17 protein-coding genes are annotated in these 15,265 nt (G+C 39.8%); 10 read left to right on the top strand and 7 right to left on the bottom strand.

Features of this window, described 5'->3' with window-relative positions; translation table 11 throughout:
* Positions 1–145 precede the first annotated feature (145 nt).
* Genes LPTSP_RS13715 through LPTSP_RS13695 form a run of 5 tightly spaced genes read left to right on the top strand, consistent with a single transcriptional unit; the run spans position 146 to position 4,471 of the window.
* Positions 146–1,606, top strand: a complete 1,461-nt coding sequence (locus tag LPTSP_RS13715; RefSeq protein WP_108929267.1) for a M20/M25/M40 family metallo-hydrolase — start codon at positions 146–148, stop codon at positions 1,604–1,606.
* A gap of 1 nt (position 1,607) precedes the next feature.
* Positions 1,608–2,399, top strand: coding sequence for an RsmG family class I SAM-dependent methyltransferase (locus LPTSP_RS13710; RefSeq protein ID WP_108929266.1), 792 nt, complete (start codon positions 1,608–1,610; stop codon positions 2,397–2,399).
* Positions 2,374–3,135, top strand: a complete 762-nt coding sequence (locus LPTSP_RS13705; RefSeq protein ID WP_108929265.1) for a ParA family protein — start codon at positions 2,374–2,376, stop codon at positions 3,133–3,135. The genes LPTSP_RS13710 and LPTSP_RS13705 overlap by 26 nt, the downstream gene beginning before the upstream one ends.
* The gene (locus LPTSP_RS13700) at positions 3,135–4,016 is read left to right on the top strand and encodes a ParB/RepB/Spo0J family partition protein (protein ID WP_108929264.1); all 882 of its coding nucleotides are present in this window, start codon (positions 3,135–3,137) and stop codon (positions 4,014–4,016) included. Before LPTSP_RS13705 ends, LPTSP_RS13700 begins: the two co-directional genes overlap by 1 nt.
* Positions 4,017–4,051: 35 nt before the next feature.
* Positions 4,052–4,471, top strand: a complete 420-nt coding sequence (locus LPTSP_RS13695) for an acyl-CoA thioesterase (RefSeq protein ID WP_108929263.1) — start codon at positions 4,052–4,054, stop codon at positions 4,469–4,471.
* Between the two features lie 2 nt (positions 4,472–4,473).
* Here LPTSP_RS13695 and LPTSP_RS13690 read toward each other — a convergent pair whose 3' ends face one another.
* Genes LPTSP_RS13690 through LPTSP_RS13680 form a run of 3 tightly spaced genes read right to left on the bottom strand, consistent with a single transcriptional unit; the run spans position 4,474 to position 6,304 of the window.
* A complete protein-coding gene (locus LPTSP_RS13690; RefSeq protein WP_108929262.1) occupies positions 4,474–4,977 on the bottom strand; it encodes a YaaR family protein in 504 nt (167 codons plus the stop codon).
* The gene (locus LPTSP_RS13685; protein ID WP_008589609.1) at positions 4,974–5,321 is read right to left on the bottom strand and encodes a bactofilin family protein; all 348 of its coding nucleotides are present in this window, start codon (positions 5,319–5,321) and stop codon (positions 4,974–4,976) included. The genes LPTSP_RS13690 and LPTSP_RS13685 overlap by 4 nt, the downstream gene beginning before the upstream one ends.
* Positions 5,321–6,304, bottom strand: coding sequence for a M23 family metallopeptidase (locus tag LPTSP_RS13680; protein WP_108929261.1), 984 nt, complete (start codon positions 6,302–6,304; stop codon positions 5,321–5,323). Before LPTSP_RS13680 ends, LPTSP_RS13685 begins: the two co-directional genes overlap by 1 nt.
* 119 nt (positions 6,305–6,423) lie before the next feature.
* Here LPTSP_RS13680 and LPTSP_RS13675 point away from each other — a divergent pair, with 119 nt between their 5' ends.
* From LPTSP_RS13675 to LPTSP_RS13655, 5 genes are read left to right on the top strand one after another with little or no spacing between them, the layout of a single operon-like run.
* Positions 6,424–7,230 (top strand): TatD family hydrolase, encoded by an 807-nt coding sequence (locus tag LPTSP_RS13675; RefSeq protein ID WP_108929260.1) that lies wholly within the window; start codon positions 6,424–6,426, stop codon positions 7,228–7,230.
* On the top strand, positions 7,223–8,476 hold the full coding sequence (serS, locus tag LPTSP_RS13670) for a serine--tRNA ligase (protein WP_108929259.1): 1,254 nt from the start codon (positions 7,223–7,225) through the stop codon (positions 8,474–8,476). The genes LPTSP_RS13675 and serS overlap by 8 nt, the downstream gene beginning before the upstream one ends.
* A gap of 53 nt (positions 8,477–8,529) precedes the next feature.
* Positions 8,530–9,810: an OmpA family protein gene (locus LPTSP_RS13665; RefSeq protein ID WP_108929258.1), complete on the top strand. Its 1,281-nt coding sequence runs from the start codon at positions 8,530–8,532 to the stop codon at positions 9,808–9,810.
* Positions 9,811–9,863: 53 nt separating this feature from the next.
* Positions 9,864–10,715, top strand: a complete 852-nt coding sequence (locus LPTSP_RS13660; RefSeq protein ID WP_174704466.1) for a substrate-binding periplasmic protein — start codon at positions 9,864–9,866, stop codon at positions 10,713–10,715.
* 27 nt (positions 10,716–10,742) lie between these two features.
* A complete protein-coding gene (locus LPTSP_RS13655) occupies positions 10,743–12,290 on the top strand; it encodes a hypothetical protein (protein WP_439957023.1) in 1,548 nt (515 codons plus the stop codon).
* On the opposite strand, the gene recR is transcribed toward LPTSP_RS13655, so the two are convergent.
* From recR to LPTSP_RS13635, 4 genes are read right to left on the bottom strand one after another with little or no spacing between them, the layout of a single operon-like run.
* Positions 12,287–12,880: a recombination mediator RecR gene (gene recR, locus LPTSP_RS13650; protein ID WP_108929256.1), complete on the bottom strand. Its 594-nt coding sequence runs from the start codon at positions 12,878–12,880 to the stop codon at positions 12,287–12,289. The genes LPTSP_RS13655 and recR overlap by 4 nt on opposite strands.
* Positions 12,873–13,220, bottom strand: coding sequence for a YbaB/EbfC family nucleoid-associated protein (locus tag LPTSP_RS13645; protein WP_108929255.1), 348 nt, complete (start codon positions 13,218–13,220; stop codon positions 12,873–12,875). The genes recR and LPTSP_RS13645 overlap by 8 nt, the downstream gene beginning before the upstream one ends.
* A 10-nt stretch (positions 13,221–13,230) precedes the next feature.
* Complete coding sequence (gene dnaX, locus LPTSP_RS13640; RefSeq protein ID WP_108929254.1) at positions 13,231–14,682, bottom strand: DNA polymerase III subunit gamma/tau; 1,452 nt, start codon at positions 14,680–14,682, stop codon at positions 13,231–13,233.
* A gap of 60 nt (positions 14,683–14,742) precedes the next feature.
* The gene (locus LPTSP_RS13635) at positions 14,743–15,201 is read right to left on the bottom strand and encodes a nucleoside deaminase (RefSeq protein WP_108929253.1); all 459 of its coding nucleotides are present in this window, start codon (positions 15,199–15,201) and stop codon (positions 14,743–14,745) included.
* Between the last annotated feature and the right edge of the window lie 64 nt (positions 15,202–15,265).

The raw sequence follows: 15,265 nt of genomic DNA, 5'->3' as shown, positions 1-15,265 counted from the left end.
TCGGAAGACCTACATAAATTATAACATTCCATTCTCGGAATCAAAGGAAAACTCCTTGCAGAGGTTCAATGACGGAATAATTTTTTACGGGCTTCTACACCTAAAACATTAGAAGCCAACATAGAAAGACTAGTGGAGAGGAAATATGTCCCTCAAAAAATTCGGGATCACGGTCCTTGCTCTTATAGCGATCTTCGTTCTTTATACGATTGCATTCACTGAAAAGGGGATCAAACCCATCCAACCGGAAGCAACTGTTCCGAACTTAGATTACTCTGCTCTGAGTGAAGATGCCGCAAAAGATCTACAAGCTTATATCAGGATCGCAACGATCAGAGGTAGAGAGAAAGAAGGAGCACTCTTTTTAAAATCTATCTTAGACAAGAGAGGAATTCCTTCTCGCATTATTGAATATCCTGGCAAGCCGGACAGAGCATCTCTTCTTGCGGAGTTAAAAGGTAAAGATACAACTAAAGAAGGTTTAATACTCACAAGTCATATCGATGTTGTAGAAGCTGATGCCAAAGATTGGGATATTCCTCCATTCTCCGGAGTAAGAAAAGGAGATAGAATTCATGGAAGAGGTGCAGTTGATGTTAAGGGTCTTGGCATCATGCAGCTTTATGCATTTTTACTGATTCATGAGAAGAAGATCCCATTAGAAAGAAACTTAATGTTCCTTGCGATTGCGGATGAAGAAAGCCGTTCCGAACACGGAGCTAGATTCTTAGTAGATAAGCACAAAGAAATATTCAACGGATACGAATATGTTTGGAACGAAGGTGGGACCGGATCCAAAGACATAGCGATCAAAGGTTCTAAAGTATTCAATATACAACTCGCAGAAAAAGGCGCAGTGTGGTTGGACTTAAAAGCTAAATCTATTCCTGGACATGGAAGTACTCCTCCTGTAACTTACGCTGCAAAGTCCATGGTGGATTTTTTACAAGATGTGCAGAACATCGGAAACAAAACGATGATCAAGGATGAGACTGCAGCATTCTTTTATTCATTAGGAGCCATCAGTAATTTTCCGGATTCATTTGTATTAAAGAGATCTAGAAACCCAGTACTCTTTTTGATCTTAAAAGGTGTGATCAACTCTAACAGACATCTTAGGGCGATGACTAGAAACACTGTGAGCTTAACAGGTATAGATAGTCAGCCAATTGGAATGAATGTGATCACTTCTGAGACAACTGGATCTTTAGACATTCGTATTCTCCCCGGACAAGATGAGAAAAAGATCTTCGAAGAAGTAAAAGCACTCGGAGAAAAATACGGAGTAGAAGTTAGCGCACGTCACTTAGAGTCCGGAAGTATTTCTCCAATGGATGGATTATTATTTAGAGTTCTTGCGGGAACTGTGACTGCCGTTGAACCGGGATCCATAGCCGCTCCATTCTTATCACCTGGAACAACAGACAGTTCATATCTCAGACAGATCGGATTAAAATGTTACGGACTTATTCCTGCATTACTTTCCTCTGAAGAGATAGATGGAATTCATGGTAAGAATGAGAGCATGAGCGTTCCTCAGCTCAAGATGGGAATTGAAATTTTATTCAAAGCCATCATAGAATACAACCACCAAGTCACAAAGTAGAATGATAGAAACAGAGACAAGCCATCCGGACTTCAATCATGATCCGGATGGGATCCAAGCCGCGGTAAAATTTAGATTTCCAAAAGACGCAGAGCAGATCCTTCCCCTATTCGATTGGGAACTTGTCTCTTTATTCCTATCGTTTCTAAAAGATAAGAACCAAGCAGGCGGATTTTTCTCCAAAAGAGATACAAACGAGATCTTAGATCGCCACGTTCTAGAATCTATCTTTCACCTTTATAAGATCCATAGCATACTTGGGTCGTTTAACAAGATGAAGGTGGGGGATGCAGGCACTGGTCCCGGCGTCCCGGGCTTCTTCTTTCGTTGTTTAGTGGAAAAGGAAAGGCCTAAGTTAGTTCTATTAGATTCACAAAGAAGAAAGCTTTCTCACACGGAAAACTTTGTAAAAGAAAACAAGATCTCAGGTGTGGAGTTCCTTTTTGCAAGAGCTGAAGACTGGAAAACCGATTGGAATCTAGGTGTTTCTCGGGGCTTTGTGCCCTATCCTTGGAGCGCAGAAGTCTTAAGTAGATGTATTATAAAAAATGGATATTATGTCCCATTTATAGGGAAAGACGAGTTTGATGCAAAGCTTGAAAAGAAGATCTTAAATGATAGTGGTTTTGAAGTAGAAAAAACTGTCTTTTTGCCTGAACTCGACTTTTTAGGCATGCGACATATTAAATTCTTGAAAAAGGTCGGATCGGCAAGGCAAGGTATCCCTAGAGCTTGGAAGCTCCTCGAGAAGGAGAGCAAAGAATTCTATGGGAAAGATAGTATCCATAAGTAATCAGAAAGGTGGCGTAGGAAAGACTACTACCTCTATTAATCTTGCAGCAAATCTAGCTGCGATCGGTAAAAAAGTGCTGATCGTAGATTTTGATCCGCAAGGCAACTCAGGATCCGGTTTAGGATTTGAGATCAATACTCTCCAAAATACTTCTTATGAACTTTTGATCGGAGAATCTTCTGCTGCAGAATGTATCAAGAGGACTGATATCGAAAACCTTCATATTATTCCTTCTAATATCAATTTGTCCGGAGCAGAAGCGGATTTATTGGGAGAAGAGAATCGTGAGTTTCGTTTAAAAAATGCGATCGGTCATTTGAGGACAGAGTACGATTATATCTTGATCGACTGTCCTCCTTCTCTTGGTGTTCTTACTATCAATGCATTGTCAGCTGCCGACAGCGTAATGATCACTCTCCAAACGGAATATTTCGCTCTGGAAGGACTGACTCAACTCATGAAGATCATCTCTCTGGTTCAGGAAAAATTGAATCCGCCTCTTGAACTCGAAGGTGTGTTACTGACAATGTTCGATAAGAGAACCAATCTTGCTCAACAAGTGGCAGAAGACGTTAAGTCTTACTTTAAAGAAAAAGTATATACTACCGTTATTCCAAGAAACATTAAACTTTCGGAAGCTCCTTCTTTCGGTAAGTCCATTCTTTCTTACGATCCGGAAGGGATTGGCGCACAAAGTTACAGAAGTCTTGCTATAGAAGTCGCTGGTAAAAATTAATGAGTGCTAGCGCAAAACCGAAAGCATTAGGAAGGGGACTCGGGAATTTAATTCCTGTTTCGGAGGAAAGATCTTTCAAAGAAGCAGGTGGAGAAGGTTCACTCAAAGAAGTAAAACTTTCCGAGATCCGTCCAAATCCCGATCAACCAAGAAGAACTTTTAACGAAGAATCTTTGCGTGAACTTGCAGAGACTATCAAGGCTCATGGGGTCATCCAGCCGATCGTAGTAAAAGATACCGGTTCAGGATATGAGATCATCTCAGGAGAAAGAAGATACCGTGCATGTAAAATTGCAGGTTTCATTAAAATTCCGGTCGTAGTTAAAAAAGCCAATGTCCAACAGACTTTGGAAATGGCTCTTATCGAAAATATCCAGAGAGAAAATTTAAACCCGATCGAAGAGGCTTTAGCATATAAGACTCTTTCTGAAAAATCCGGATTAAAGATTACCGATATCGCATCTAGAGTTGGTAAAAACAGAGCCACCGTTTCCAACTTAATTCGTCTTTTACAATTGCCTGATTCTGTAATGGATCTGGTAAAGAACGGAAGAATATCCGAAGGTCATGCGAGACCTCTTCTTTCCATCGCAGATCGCAAAAAATCAGAACAGCTCGCTTACCAAATCGCAGAGAAAGGTCTGACGGTCCGCCAAGTGGAGGACATTGTCGCGAATCTAACGGAAGAAGCTCCGGTCCGAGAGAAGAAAAAATCCAAACGTAAAGAAGTGGATATTGTAGAATTAGAGAATAAGTTCCGTAAAAAGTATTCTATGAAAGTAGATATCACTCATAATTCTTCTTCCGGAAAGGGAAAACTCAGCATTGCATATCCAAGTTTGGATGCTTTACAAAAGGTTTTAGACGCCTTAGGCTTATAAGTTCGTTTAAGAATTTTGGTTATCAAAAAGTGCCGATGAGCTCAAACGATTCAGAATTCTATTACATTCTAAGAGTACGTTATTCCGAAATCGATGCGCAAGCAGTAGTATTCAATGCACATTATCTTACGTACTTTGATACTGCTCTGAACGAGTACATGAGATTTCTGAAGTACGACTATAAGGGCGAATTAGAGAAAAATGGCCTGGATTTTGTAGTTACCCGCTCATTGATCGAATACAAATCGCCTGCAAGATTCGACGAAGAACTAAAAATTTATGTAAAAGCCGGGGAGATCAAACCGGCAAGTATCCAATGGAATATACAGGTCCGAAAAGTATCAGACGATAGTTTGGTTTGTAACGGAGAATTGACCTGGGCGTTTTTATTATTGGAATCCAGAAAACCTGCAAAACTTCCGGAAGTGTTTAAGAACTTAGGCTCTAAAAGCTGATCTTAATTCATAAGGTCTACTAATAGACCGCGAATATCTTCCATTCTTTTCATCAGATCAAAAGTAGAATTTTCAGGATGAACTATAAAGTCCGCGAGAGTTTGGATCTTATCATCTACGATCTGGACCACTTGGTAAACTTTTTCAGAACCACCTCTTGCTCTGGTGCGTAAAGTTTCTAAACTTGTATTTCTATCTAGAACTTCTTTCAAGATGCCTTGAACAATCCTTTTATAAACTTCTAGATTTGCATAAGTTGGGGATTTTAAAAAATTTCTTTCTGCGTCCGGAAGATCTCTGAGTAAAGAATTTAGATCTCTTGTCCTTTCCTGATTATAAGGAAGAAGATGTTCCACTAAGTCGAAAAATTCACTTTTAGAATCAGGGATCTGGGAATCGGATACGGAACTTGGTACAGGTTGGTATAAGGAAGACTGAAGAGAGAGTCCGAAGTCTCTTTTTCTACGTGATTCTGTGCGAGGGTCTTTTTGGGATTGGATCTTCAATGAGTGGTCGGGTTAATCTTGCAATTTCCCTCGAATTGTACTCCCTCTTCCATAACTACCTTAGGAGTGATGATATCTCCTTTCATACGGCAGCTAGCGAGTAGAGTCACTCGTTCCGACGCGAATATATTCCCATTAATTTCACCGCCGGCAACGACAATACGAGCTTTAATATCCGTATCGACGATTCCGGTCTTTCCGATTAGGACTTTTCCGTCGGTTTTTATAGTTCCTCTAAAAATACCGTCAATACGTAGAAGTCCGGAAAGTTTGAAGTCTCCGCTGAATTCGGCGCCTTCGCCGATGATGCTATTTACTGCTAATTGCTCTTCTGTATGGGCCATCAGTCTTGGATCTGGTTCAAGAATGCAAAAGGATCGATCGCTCTGGTACCCACATGAATTTCATAATGAAGACTGTACTGAGGACTATTTTCCGATTTTCCAACGAAACCTAATACTTCGTTTTTGGAAATTTGCTGGTTCGCTTTCACTTTTACACGATCTAAATTTGAGTAAATCGTTTTCCAGCCGAACTTGTGCGCCACTTTCACAAAATATCCTGTGTTACGAGTGTATCCTATCTCGTAAACAGTACCCGGTGCGGTTGCCACCACTTCGGATCCAGGGAAAGCTCCGATGTCTAATCCGTTATTGAAGTCCCTGCGAGCGGTAATCGGATTCAGATATTCTCCGTAAGGATAAAGAACATATCCTTTTACCGGCCAAATCGACGGGGTTTGACGGATTAGATTTTTACGTTTTTTTAATATACTTATGATTTCTTGAGTAAGTTCGTTCGCTACTTTAAGATTGTGAACATCTTCCTTCAGTCGGAATACTTCGGCACCCGGTGCTAAGTTTTTATCGGAACCAATAGAGAGTTTTTCCGCTCCACCGATCCCTTTTGCAACTTTGGAATTGTCTCCGGTTAATCTTCCGTAAAGGGAGCCTACATGATTATGATAGTATTCAACGTGTTCATGAAGGCTGTTGATCTCCTCCTTCATTTTTGCCGACTGACGAATGAAGTCTTGGTTGGATAAATTTAACTCTGTAAGCTGATGAATAGATCCTGAGTGACTGAGAACGTTAATAGAGCTGATAAGAAGAAGGACCAAAATAGTCCCGATAAAGATGGTGATCGCTCTGTAAGAAATATGAAAGTTGATCGTCTTTTGTTCGGAGTGAGGGATCACCATGACGGTGAGACGTTCTTTACCCTTCTTATTCCAATTCGCTATTTTGATATCTAGCTTAAGCTTCAGATCTTGGTATTTGTATCTGAGCCTATAATAAAGTAGTGCAAGATAGGATTTTAGATTCAAGCTATTATGTCCCAAACCAACGAGTTTTCCCGTTCCGTCGTTATGCAGTAAGGATTCTAAAAAATTCTCTTTTCAGTCAATACAAATCGCGAAAACTGCCTTTTAAAAGCCGTTTTCAAATGTACTCCATCATCGACACTCACTGCCACTTAGATATAATACAAGAGCAAGGGCAGGATATTGCAGAATCACTAAAAAAAGCAAAAGAATCTGGTATAAAAAAGATCGTTCAGATAGGGATCGACCTTGAGAGTTCAATTAGAGCGAAAGGTTTATCTGAAAAATTTTCAGATGAAGAGATAGAAATATTTTATTCGATCGGTTGCCATCCAACAGAGACTCATGAATTTCCTAAAAAAGAGGAAATTTTGACACTAGTCAAAGAAAATGTGACGGACCAAAAGTTATCCGCGATTGGAGAGATCGGATTAGATTATTATCACGATGCATCGACTAAGACTTATCAGGCGGATGTGTTGCATTCTTTCTTAGAAGCTTCTTCCGAATATTCTCTTCCTGTAGTTATTCATTCCAGAGATGCAGCAGAAGATACAGTTTCTATTTTAAAAGAACATAGAGACAAGGCATTCGGAGTAATCCATTGTTTTACTTACGATTATCCGACAGCGAAGAAATTAGTGGATCTAGGATATTATATTTCTTTTTCGGGAATACTTGCTTTTAAGAACGCAAGAGATATCCAAGAAGCTGCGGAAAAACTTCCTTTGGAAAGTATGCTCATCGAAACGGATGCACCATTTCTGGCACCACCTCCGTTTAGAGGAAAAAGAAATGAACCTTCTTATACTAAATTTGTTTTAGAGAAGATGTTCTCTCTTAGAAAAGAACCCAATGCCCAGGTAGAAAAGACTTTGTATAATAATTCCTTAAAATTCACGCAAAGGAAGGCGTACCATCATGATTGATCTGAAATACATTACCGATAACACTGAAGAACTGAAATCAAATCTAGAATTGAGAGGGTTTAAAGACCTAGCAGTTTTGGACCAACTTGCCGACATCATCCAAAAGAGAAAAGTCCAGCAAAAAGAGGCGGATGTACTCCGTGAAGAAAGGAATAAAGCAAGTAAAGAGATCGGAAAAGTAAAACAAGCAGGCGGGGATATTGCTGCTGCTTCTGCTGCCGTGAAAGAGATTGGAGACAAGATCAAAAAGATAGAAGACGATCTTGAATCTCTGGAATCCAAGCTGTTAGATATCAATTTAGGTCTTCCTAATATTCTAGATAAAGACGTTCCTGTAGGTAAGAACGAGCACGATAATAAAGTTTTGTACGAAATAGGAGAAGTCAGGGATTTCAAATTTACTCCTAAACCTCATTTCGAATTGGGAGAAGCATTAGGCTGGTTCAATTTTGAGAAGGGAACAAAACTCGCAGGTGCCAGAGCTTATACTTATTTTGGTCTGGGTGCTAAATTAGAAAGAGCACTGGCCAACTTCATGTTAGAGACTCATACTACTGAGCACGGTTATACAGAAGTTTGGGTACCGGTTATGGTAAACGACGAATGTATGACCACTACAGGACAGTACCCAAAGTTTAAGGATGAATATTATAGATTAGAAAGAGATGAACTCAATCTGATCCCTACTGCAGAAGTTCCTTTAACCAATTTGTACAGAGACGAGATCATTCCGGAAAATTCTCTACCTATCTCTATCACTGCTCATACTTCTTGTTTCAGAAGAGAAGCTGGTTCTTATGGAAAAGATACTAGAGGTCTAGTTCGAGTTCACCAATTCCAAAAAGTAGAACTTGTAAAGTTTGCTCGTCCCGAAGATTCCGAGGAAGAACATAAAAAGATGCTCTCTCATGCGGAGAATATCCTGAAAAAATTGGGGATCAGATACAGAGTGATGTTATTATGCAGCGGGGATATTTCTGCTGCTTCTTCCAAAACGTATGATCTGGAAGTTTGGATGCCTGGTTTGAATCGTTGGATGGAAATTTCCTCCGTTTCTAACTTTAAAGATTTTCAGGCAAGACGTGGTAAGATCCGCTACAAATCCAAAGAAGGCAAAAACCAATTGGTTCATACTTTAAATGGTTCCGGTTTAGCGATTGGAAGGACCTTAGCAGCTGTCATTGAAACTTATCAAAAAGAAGATGGAACAATCGAGTTCCCAGAAGTTTTGAAAAAATATCTCTGATTTTTTCTTCGAAAAAGTATCAGGTTTTTCTCTAAAAGACAGATAGTTAGAGTATGGCTTCCGAAATCCATACTCAGTCTTCTACTTCTTTCAAAAGCATTTATGTCTTACTTTGTTATTTTGTGTTCGCAGGATTTTCAGTATCCGGTGCAGAAGATTCCTCTTTAAAAGGTAAGGTTGCCCCTATAAAAGGAGAGATTAACACTTCTTTAAATGAATTCGGGATCAGTCTTTCAGAAGACGGAAATACATTATATTATTATTCCAAACGTAAGAATTCCAACTATTCAGATCTTTTAAAATCAGTAAAAACCAAAGACGGTTGGAGCTCAGGTGTAGAAATTTCAGAATTGAATTCTCAGTATGACGATCAAAGTCCTTTCATTATAGAAAATGAAAAGGCGGTCATCTTCTCCTCTAATCGAGACGGTAGTATTGAATTTAAATTAGGCAATGGTAAGATCGGAGTTTCTAGGGATCTTTACTTTGCCACAATGAAAGACGGATCTTGGGACAAAGCGACAAGACTCCCTCAAGAGGTGAATACTCCTGCAATTGAAGAGAATCCTTTTTTAGCTGGAAGCTATCTATTCTTCACCCGTTATCCTTTTGGAAAAGTGGCAGAGTCGGATATTTATATTTCAGAATATAAGGATGGTTCTTGGAGAAAGGCGATCCGAATGGAAAGCCCGGTCAATACGGAACATGCGGAGATCGCTGCTACTTTGAGTAGAGATAGCAAGTATTTGTATTTTTCTTCCAATCGTCCTGGCGGCTATGGTGGATTAGATATTTATAAAGTAGAGATCAAGGAAGACGGAACCTTCTCCCCTGCAGTAAATCTTGGACCGGTCATTAATTCTCCCGGGGACGAAGCATTCTATACAGAAACTCCTGATGGAAAGAATGCCTACTTTTGTAGGCTTGTGAAAGAAGGGGGAAATTACGATATCTTCGAATTTTCTTTAAATGAATGGGAAGAATTGAAGAAAAATAAAAAGATCTCCTTGGAATCCATTCACTTCCGGACCGGGTCTTTTGAGATCGAAGAAGAATCCTTTGAAATTTTGGATCGACTGGTCTCTTTCTTAAATGAAAATCCTTCCATAAAATTGAAAATCACAGGACATACAGATTTACATGGGGATCTGAGCGACAATTTGGAATTAAGTCGTAATCGGGCCGCTGCTGTGAAGGATTACCTGGTCAAAAAAGGAATTTCTGTCGGTAGATTTACTACCGATGGAAAGGGAAGTAAAGAGCCGATTTATCCGGAAAAAAACCCGGAAACGGACCGCAAAAATCGAAGGACCGAATTTCAAATTTTAGAATAGACTAAAAACTCCTTTAACAACCGGAAGATGCCGATAACCTAGGTATCATGAAAATGCGGAAGCAGTTTCAGTCGGCAATTCTTTCGGCCCTTGTACTTTTTATCTCTCTAGACTTATATTCCCAAACCAAATCTATGTCTTCCAGATTGGACTCTGTCCTTTCTAAGAAGGAATTGGTGGTCGGGGTCAATCGTGTTTACGAACCTTTTTATATCCAAGATCCGAAAGAAGGCTTTCCAGGTTTCGATATGGAACTTGCTAAACTGTATGCGGATTATTTGGGAGTTGCTCTCAAAGTAAAACCTCTCAAAACTTTTCGTCAATTTTCGGATGAGATCTCTGCTGGCACGATCGACATGGCAATGGCGGGAATGTCCACAGATCTTAGTCGTGGAAAAACAGTTACCTTTTCCGATCCGTATCTTCTTACAACTCCTGCAGGCCTTATTCATAAACGTTCTCTCCCTCCCGAACCGGAAGGTAGTATAGTAACAACTAGGAATTTCAAATCTTTGGAGGACTTGGCGGTTCTAAACGCTCTTTCATTTTCCGTTAGATCCAATACCACTAATCATAATTATCTTTTGAGAAGGTTTGGTAAAAACCAAATTTACAGTTATCTTTCCGATTCTATCGCCATTGATGCATTAACGAAAGGGAATGTGATTTGTTACGTTGCAGATAGTTTGTACATTCTATCCTTGTTGCAAAAACAACCGAGTCTAAAAGCGAACTATGTGGCTCTTGTAAATCCTGTCATGGATGAGTATATTAGTGCTGCATTACCTTTGAACGATCTAGTACTTGCGGATAATTTTAACTTCTTTGTGAAAGAGTTAAAAAGAACAGGAGTGATAGAAAGTCTACGTGCCAAATATTTTCTAGGAAACGGTTGGGTAAAATAATTCGTGTTGGACTCTCCGATTCAAAAGATCAGAATTCTTGCCCTCGTTATCTTTGTTCTTGCAGGCATTTCTATCTCTGCCCAGGAAGTGGAGGAAAAAACAAAAATAGATTTCCAAGGAAACTATCGGGTGCGTGGTTTCAATTTGGGAAGAGATATTTACACTTCCAGACAAACTCCGGTAACTCCTTATAATCGTTCTGATTTCTTACAACAATACAATAAAGACACTCTCACCAAATATCAAAATGAGTTAGCCGCTAGGGAGAAAGGGAATCCAAGTACTCTCACTCCGCAAAAGGAAGACACGACTTATTACGATACTAGGATGACTTTGAATATGAACTTCTCCACTTCGAAATATTTCGAAGCATTAGTGGGCGTTCAGATAGGGGATATTATCTTCGGGGGAAGAGGAGTTAATCAGAGTTCTAGCATAGGGCCTGGACAAGGTGGAGAAGCTACCTTCAGCTCTGCAGTGAACATGCAAACTAACTTTTTATATCTTAACTTCAAGTTACCCGAGAAAAGTTTTACTGCAAGGGTTGGTCTTCAACTTTTCACGTCCGCACAAGGTAGAGTCGTGTTCGTTCCGGGAACTGGAGTGAATTTAACCAAGGACATCAGGGATTGGAATACTACGATAGAGGGCGGTTGGTTCGTAGCTAAACAGAACAATCTCACCGACTTAGATAAGAATACGTTCGCTGATAAAAATTATCAGGGTTCCAACGTTTATTTTTATAAGATCAAGACTAGCTTCTTCAATAATGCTAAGCATGAATTGTACAGCTTTTACTTGGACGATAATCTAAGAGATGTTCAAGACGTAAGCGGTGTATATGGGTTGGTTTCCAGGACCAGTGATGCAAATCAACTATTCTGGCATGGTCTATTCAACGAATTCAATTTTTCCGATTTTACATGGACTATCCATGGGATCTACAATCATGGAACCGTAAAGTCTTTGAATCCATATAGAGATGCCGATGGTAATGAGATCCAACAAAAGTACGATCGATACAATATCAAAGGTGGATTCTTCGATACGCAATTATCTTATCGCTATAATGAATCCGTAAGTATTACCTCGATGATTTCTGGTTCTACAGGACGGCCAGGTTATGAGAAAGATGGGACCAGATCCAACTTACACGGGAATGGATATAGAACTTTGTTCCCAGGATATTCACTTTCTAACATTGCTAACGACTTCACGGGAGGTTATGCGTTATTCTCCGGTAGAGACATGAGCGGTTTGTATGAGTATGGAATTTTTACCGATATAGTCGTATCTGGTCCTTTGGTTTTAACTTTAGGTTATTACAGATTGTACGGGACCAAGTCTCCTCTTATAGATAATAATAGGTTTTACAATGAGGAAAACTTCTATCATACCTCATCATACTTCGGCCAGGAATATAACCTGAACCTAAGATGGAGTGCATTTCGAGATATGCAGATACTTTTACGTTCCGGCTATTTTATAGCGGGCAATGGATTAAAGGCGTATTTGGATACAACCCAAGGAACAATCTTGAGAGAATTGTTCGTAACGGCAGAGCACAGATTCTAAAGTTTGAGTCGAGAGCGGATTGCTCTCCCTAAAGTGTATTGGTCTGCAAGTTCTATGGAACCGCCCACTGTGATCCCATAAGCGATCCTAGTAACAGATATATTAAAATTCTTTAATTGATGATTTAAATAATCCGCTGTCGCATCCCCTTCTAATGTAGGGTTGGTTGCAACTAAAACTTCTTTTAGGTTTTCCGGTTCTATTCTATTTAAAAGTTCTCTGATGCGTAGATCTTGTGGTCCAACTCCTTCCAAGGGAGAAATGACACCGTTGAGGACATGATATCTTCCTTTGAATTCACCTGTGTTCTCTATAAAGAATACATCTTCCGGTTGTTCTACAACGCAAACGGTATGACCGTCTCTTTTTTCGGAGAGACAAAGATCGCAGATCTCCTCTTCAGAATAAGAACCGCAACGAGAACAGAAACGGATTCTACCTTTTACTTCTGACAAACTTTGGATGAATCCGTTAAAAACCGCGGGGTCCTGTCTTAATAAATGAAAACTGATACGATAGGCACTTTTTCTTCCTATACCAGGAAGAGAAGAAAGTGCATTTACCATTCCTTCAATTAAATGCTCAGCCAAGGTTACCGCCGAATAATTTGGAAATTTCGGAAAGATCTAAGCCGCCTGTGATCGATTTTAATTCGTATTCTGCGGCTTGTTTTGCTTTTTGGATGGCGTCGTTGGTCGCTGCCATTACCAGATCTTCTAACATTTTGTTATCTTCAGAATCGAATAATGCGCGATTGATCTTTACATCCACAATCAATCCATCACCGGTAGAAGTTACTTGGACCATTCCGGCGCCCGCGTCACCCATGACTCTTAGGTTGGAGATCCTCTTTTTGATCTCTTCCATTTTGCCGCGCATTTCTCCCATCTTGGAAAAAATTTCGGATGCATTTTTTAGATTTTCAAACATGGCTTTTACCCTAGAGTCCCAGCTTGGGCACCTTGGAAGGATCTACATCCGTTCCTAAAAATTCGTTTTTGAAAGATTTTTCCCATTCTGCATCTTCGGAAGAAACATCTTTGGCCATATCTTCAAGGGAAGAAAGCGGACTTGATTTTTGTCCTTGAGGGATTTCTTTCTTCTCATTAGACACAACAGGAGCCGGAGTCGGGGCAGGAGTTTGTATTTCTTTTGCCTGCTGCGGCGGAGCTTGCTTTTTAGGAAGCTCGAATGTAGAGGCCGGGGAATTGGAATCCTGGTCTTGGATCATCAGTATGAGATGATTGATCCGATCTACGAGTCCTGCAAGGCTCGGTTTTGCAAGATCTTCTGCGAGTTTTTTGATCTGTATCTCTATGAAAATTTTGATCTCAAAAGAATTTCTCAAACGAAGAGTTTTAACTTTTTCGAATAACTCAAAAAGTCGGAAAGAAAGTTTATTCAATGCGATCGGATCTACAGATTCGAAGTCCTTTCTCATCTTGATCAGATCTTCTCTTGGATAGTTTACTGATTCGGAATCCGCAGCGGAGTCTTTTAATAAACATAGTGTATGAGTGAACTCTATTGAATCCCACAGGAATTTGAATATGTCCTGACCTTCTTGGTATAAGTTCTCTATGATCTGTAATGACTTGGAAGAATTTTCGGAATCGACCAAACTTTTGATAAAATCGGCTAAGAAATCGATCCCATGGTAACCGATCATTTTTCGGATCTCTAATCCTATGAGTCGATTGTCAGTGAATACAAGAGCCTGCTCCATAAAGGAAAGCATATCTCTAACAGAACCGTCACCCTTCTTTGCTACCCAAAACAATCCTTCCGAATCGTATTTTGTTTTTTCTTCCTTACATAAACTCTCCGCATAATCTTGGAGAACAGATAAAGGGACTTTTTTAAAGATGAAGTCTTGGCAACGGGATAGAATGGTCTCCGGGATTTTATGATACTCGGTGGTAGCCAGAACGAAAACCACATGAGCTGGAGGCTCTTCCAAAGTTTTTAAAAGTGCGTTGAAGGATTGATCGGTAAGCATGTGCACCTCATCTATGATGTACACCTTGTATTTACCACCCATCGGAGTGAACTTTACGTTATCTCTGAGTTCTCTGATATTCTCGATACCTCGGTTACTCGCGGCATCTATCTCTAGAACATCTCCAGAAATCCCTTTAGTGATCTCTTGGCAAGAATCACACTGATTACATGGTTCATTATCTACTGGATTTTGACAGTTAAGCCTTTTTGCAAAAATCCTAGCGATTGTAGTTTTTCCTACACCTCGAGGGCCGAAAAAAATATATGCGTGACCTATCTTGCCGGATTTAACCGCGTTTTGTAATGCGCCGATTGCAAGATTCTGATGAATTACATCTTGGAATCTTTGAGGGCGATATTTGCGGGAGAGAACTTCGTGATTTCCGGCCATAGGATTGTAATTTTACCAGATAGCCTGAGACAAGAAAGGAGGAAAAGCCTAAAAGTCCGCCTAATTTCTCTTATCTTTGAAGAAAGTTTTGAATAACTCTGTGGTCGTTTCTGACTTAATTAGTACGAGTTCTGGAAAGAAATTTCTGCTATAAATGGTTTCTAAAGGAAGGGAAGAAATTCCTTCTCCTAATTTTGCAGGGACCAGATATGCTACTTTAGGGATTCTAGAAAGAAGAATAGAACCTCCGCACATCAAGCAAGGCTCTAGTGTGGTAATGAGGATACAATCAGTGAGATATCTTTCCTTACAGATCCGTTTTGCTTCGGAAATAGCGAGAACTTCACTATGTAAGGAAGAATCTTCCGAAATTTCCACTGAGTTGAAAGCTTCGCAGATAAGATTTCCGTTTTTGTAAATTTGTGTGAAACTCGGGATCTCATCGGATTTTTGAGTCCGAATTTCCGCAAATCGGTCTAAAAAAACCGTAAGTAATAGCTCCGTAATTTCTTGGCTCATTTTCGGTTTCTATTTCCGTTTCTCTTTTAAATTCTTCTTGCTCTTAGCGTATGTAAATGGTTTT

Source organism: Leptospira johnsonii (assembly GCF_003112675.1).
GTDB lineage: Bacteria > Spirochaetota > Leptospiria > Leptospirales > Leptospiraceae > Leptospira_B > Leptospira_B johnsonii.
Note: the sequence above shows the minus strand (reverse complement) of the source record. Positions and strands in the feature narration are given on the sequence as shown.

Bases quoted from the DNA above. Each gene is read 5' to 3' on its own strand.
- LPTSP_RS13660 (WP_174704466.1), top strand. From the start codon at position 9,864: ATGCGGAAGCAGTTTCAGTCGGCAATTCTTTCGGCCCTTGTACTTTTT.
- LPTSP_RS13645 (WP_108929255.1), bottom strand. From the start codon at position 13,220: ATGTTTGAAAATCTAAAAAATGCATCCGAAATTTTTTCCAAGATGGGA.
- LPTSP_RS13715 (WP_108929267.1), top strand. From the start codon at position 146: ATGTCCCTCAAAAAATTCGGGATCACGGTCCTTGCTCTTATAGCGATC.
- LPTSP_RS13695 (WP_108929263.1), top strand. From the start codon at position 4,052: ATGAGCTCAAACGATTCAGAATTCTATTACATTCTAAGAGTACGTTAT.
- dnaX (WP_108929254.1), bottom strand. From the start codon at position 14,682: ATGGCCGGAAATCACGAAGTTCTCTCCCGCAAATATCGCCCTCAAAGA.
- LPTSP_RS13685 (WP_008589609.1), bottom strand. From the start codon at position 5,321: ATGGCCCATACAGAAGAGCAATTAGCAGTAAATAGCATCATCGGCGAA.
- serS (WP_108929259.1), top strand. From the start codon at position 7,223: ATGATTGATCTGAAATACATTACCGATAACACTGAAGAACTGAAATCA.
- LPTSP_RS13710 (WP_108929266.1), top strand. From the start codon at position 1,608: ATGATAGAAACAGAGACAAGCCATCCGGACTTCAATCATGATCCGGAT.
- LPTSP_RS13700 (WP_108929264.1), top strand. From the start codon at position 3,135: ATGAGTGCTAGCGCAAAACCGAAAGCATTAGGAAGGGGACTCGGGAAT.
- LPTSP_RS13665 (WP_108929258.1), top strand. From the start codon at position 8,530: ATGGCTTCCGAAATCCATACTCAGTCTTCTACTTCTTTCAAAAGCATT.
- LPTSP_RS13705 (WP_108929265.1), top strand. From the start codon at position 2,374: ATGGGAAAGATAGTATCCATAAGTAATCAGAAAGGTGGCGTAGGAAAG.
- LPTSP_RS13635 (WP_108929253.1), bottom strand. From the start codon at position 15,201: ATGAGCCAAGAAATTACGGAGCTATTACTTACGGTTTTTTTAGACCGA.
- LPTSP_RS13675 (WP_108929260.1), top strand. From the start codon at position 6,424: ATGTACTCCATCATCGACACTCACTGCCACTTAGATATAATACAAGAG.